The sequence below is a fragment of the Clavibacter sp. MX14-G9D genome (assembly GCF_032917815.1).
In the GTDB taxonomy this organism is placed as follows: domain Bacteria; phylum Actinomycetota; class Actinomycetes; order Actinomycetales; family Microbacteriaceae; genus Clavibacter; species Clavibacter michiganensis_K.
The window spans coordinates 1-3,015 of record NZ_JAVCVL010000280.1; the positions used below are offsets into that span (position 1 = coordinate 1).

Consider the following 3,015-nt stretch of genomic DNA (forward strand, 5'->3'; position numbering starts at 1 on the left):
CTCAGCCTGCTCGGGCTCGCCCTCGGGTCGGCGCTCGGCGGCGCGCTCGCGACGGCCGGCATCGCCGTGCCGACAGCGGCCGGCGCCGTCGTGTTCGCCGGCTGCGCGGTGCTCGCGGTCGTGGCGCTGCGCCGATCCGACGAGCCCGTGCGCGCTGCGGGGGATGCCGGCTAGCCCGCGTTCGGCAGCCGCACCTCCACGAGGCCGGCCGTCACGCGCGTCTCGAAGCGCGGCTGCGGCGACGTGGCGGGGCCGTGGATCACCTCGCCCGTCCTGAGGCTGAACACGCTGTCGTGCCACGGGCAGGTGACGCACGCCTCGCCCGTCTTCGGGTCCTTCCCCAGCTCGCCCGCGTCGAGCGGCGCGGAGAGATGGCTGCACGTGTTGCTGAGCGCGTCGACCGTCATGCCGTGGCGGCGCACGAGGACCGGCAGGCCCGCCACGTCGCGCTTCGCGAGACGGCCGTCGGGCAGGTCGTCGAGCCGGCCGAGCTCCTGCCAGCCCTGGGGGAAGCGGTGCGGCACGTCCTCGGCGTGGTTCGCGCCGGCGGCCTGGCGGTAGGCGAGGTGGCCGCCGAGGAACCCGCCGGCGGAGACGAGCCCGAGGCCCGCGAGGCCGAGGAGCTTGCCGCTGGTCTGCTTGCCGCGCGCCCGCTGGATCCACGACAGGCCGTAGAGGCCCGTCGCGAGGGCGTTCGCGGCGGAGTGCACGATCCCGACGCGGAGCTGCTGCTCGTGCAGCTGCGACCAGTCGGCGTAGCCGGAGACGATGGAGGGCGCGGCGCTGAGGATCCCCACGCCCACGAGCGCCTGGCTGGCCTTCTGGTTGCCGGGCAGGAGGTCGAGGACCGCGGAGGAGATCCACGCGCCGGACGGGATGAGGACCGCCACCGGGTGCAGCGGGTGCCCGAACGGCACGCCGTGCAGCAGGTCGGCCAGGGCGCGGGGCCTGAGCAGGGCGACCACTGTGCCGCGGACCCTCTCGACGATCGGGTCGAGCGCCTCGGCGTCCTCGATCCTCGTGATGGCCGCGACGAGCTTCAGCTCCCTCATGGGGTCTCCGTCCGATTCCGGCGCCGCCGTCGGCGCTCCCTCCCAGGCAACGCCTGCGGGGGAGCAGTGACAAGGCCGGGCGGCCGGATCCGGTGCCGCCGCTCGATCGCCTGCCCGGCGTAGCTCGCGGCGACGATGAGGGCCGCGCCGCACACCCCGACCGGCCCGACCGCCTCGCCCGCGAGGACGACGCCCACGCCGAGCGCCCACACCGGCTCCGTCCCCATGAGGATGCTCGCGCGCGACGCGGACGTCCGCCGCACCGCCCAGAGCTGCACGACGAAGGCGAACACGGAGCACAGCAGACCGAGGAACAGGACGCCCGCCCAGCCGCCCGCGTCCAGCCGCGCGACCGCGGCCGGCAGCTCCGCCCCCGCCACGACCGTGGTGGCCGCCGCGCACACCGCCATCTGCACGAGCACCACCCCCAGCGAGCCCTCCGTGCGGCCGCGGGTGAGGTGCGCGCTCGCCGTGACGTGGACAGCCCGGACCGCGGCCGCGGCGATCACGAGCGCGTCGCCGGACGTCGGCGTGCGCAGCCCGCCCTCGGAGACGAGGAGGGCGACGCCGACCACGGCGGCGACCGCGGCGACGAAGTACGGCCGGGGCAGCCACGAGCGCGACGCGACGCCCTCGAGGAGGGGCGTCATGACGAGCGCCAGGCTGATGAGGAGCCCCGCGTTGGTGGCGCTGGTGAGGTGCACGCCCCACGTCTCGAGCCCGATGACCGCGGTCTGGGAGCAGCCCAGCGCCACCGCGATCGCGAGGCCCTGACCCCGCGGCAGGCGCTCCCGCCGGGCGAGGCAGAGGAGGGCCGTCGCGGCGGCCGCGACGAGGAACCGGAGGGCGAGCGCCGCCGGGACCCCGGTCAGGGCGGCGAGGTCCTTGGCCGCGAGGAAGCTGGCGCCCCAGACCGCGGCGACGCCGACGAGGAGCAGGTCGACGAGGAGTCCGGGTCGTGCGCGGGAGGCCATGACGCTACTGTCCAGAGGACCGATGCCCAAGAGCAACGGGCCATCACTTGATCGACGATGAAGGGCAGCCTTGTGGATCCGGCACGACTCCGCCTCCTCCGCGAGCTCGGCGACCGCGGCAGCGTCGCGGCCGTCGCCGCCGCCATGCACGTCAGCGCCTCCGCCGTCTCCCAGCAGCTCGCGGTGCTCCAGGCGCAGGTGCCCGTCCCGCTGACCGTCAAGCGCGGGCGGCGGCTGGTGCTCACGGACGCGGGGGAGGCGCTCGCCGTCGCGGCCACGCGGGTGGAGGTGGCGCTCGCCGAGGCCCGCGACGCCGTCGGGTCGTTCCTCGGCCACGACGAGCGGCCGGTGCGCGTCTCCGCCTTCCACAGCGCCGGGCTCGCGCTGTTCGGCCCGCTCCTGGAGGACCTGGGCCGGACCGGGGGCCCGCGGGTCTCCCTCGCCGACGCCGACGTCGCGCAGGCGGAGTTCGCCCGCCTCACCGCGGACCACGAGCTGGTCGTCGCGCACCGGCTCGCCCACGAGCCGGAGTGGCCGACCGGGCGCATGGTCGTCGTGCCGCTCCTGGTCGAGCCGCTGGACATCGCCCTGCACGCGGCGCATCCCCTCGCGGCTGCCCCGAGCATCCGCCCCGAGCAGCTGCGCGACGAGCGCTGGATCTCCACGCACGAGGGCTTCCCCCTCACGGGCGTGCTCGCGCAGCTGGGCGCCCTCATCGGCCGCGCGCCGCAGGTCGACCACCGCATCAACGAGTTCTCCGTCGCGGCGCAGGTCGTCCGCGCGGGCGCGGCCGTCGCCGTCATGCCGCGGATGACGGCGGCCCCGCTCGCCGTCGACGGGATGGTCCTGCGGCCCCTCGTCGGCGCCGCGCTCGTCCGCCACGTGGACGTGCTCGCCCGTCCGGACGCGATGGCGCGCGTGCCGGTCCGCCGGGTCCTCGACGCGCTCCGGCGGGTGGCGGCCGCGGCGGCGGAGAGCGCCGGCGGGAA

3 protein-coding genes are annotated in these 3,015 nt (G+C 76.5%); 1 reads left to right on the forward strand and 2 read right to left on the reverse strand.

Annotation, left to right across the window (positions count from 1 at the left end):
• Nucleotides 1-170: 170 nt before the first annotated feature.
• Both Q6969_RS14645 and Q6969_RS14650 read right to left on the reverse strand, forming a co-directional pair.
• Nucleotides 171-1,052: a Rieske (2Fe-2S) protein gene (locus Q6969_RS14645; RefSeq protein ID WP_317231103.1), complete on the reverse strand. Its 882-nt coding sequence runs from the start codon at nucleotides 1,050-1,052 to the stop codon at nucleotides 171-173.
• Entirely contained in the window at nucleotides 1,049-2,026 is a 978-nt protein-coding gene (locus Q6969_RS14650) for a DMT family transporter (RefSeq protein WP_317231104.1), read from the reverse strand. Before Q6969_RS14650 ends, Q6969_RS14645 begins: the two co-directional genes overlap by 4 nt.
• A 72-nt stretch (nucleotides 2,027-2,098) precedes the next feature.
• On the opposite strand from Q6969_RS14650, the gene Q6969_RS14655 reads away from it, so the two are divergent.
• The coding region (locus Q6969_RS14655; RefSeq protein ID WP_317231105.1) for a LysR family transcriptional regulator at nucleotides 2,099-3,015 on the forward strand (917 nt) is incomplete at its 3' end.

Coding starts and splice junctions, on each gene's coding strand:
- Q6969_RS14645 (WP_317231103.1), bottom strand. CDS start 1,052: ATGAGGGAGCTGAAGCTCGTCGCGGCCATCACGAGGATCGAGGACGCC.
- Q6969_RS14650 (WP_317231104.1), bottom strand. CDS start 2,026: ATGGCCTCCCGCGCACGACCCGGACTCCTCGTCGACCTGCTCCTCGTC.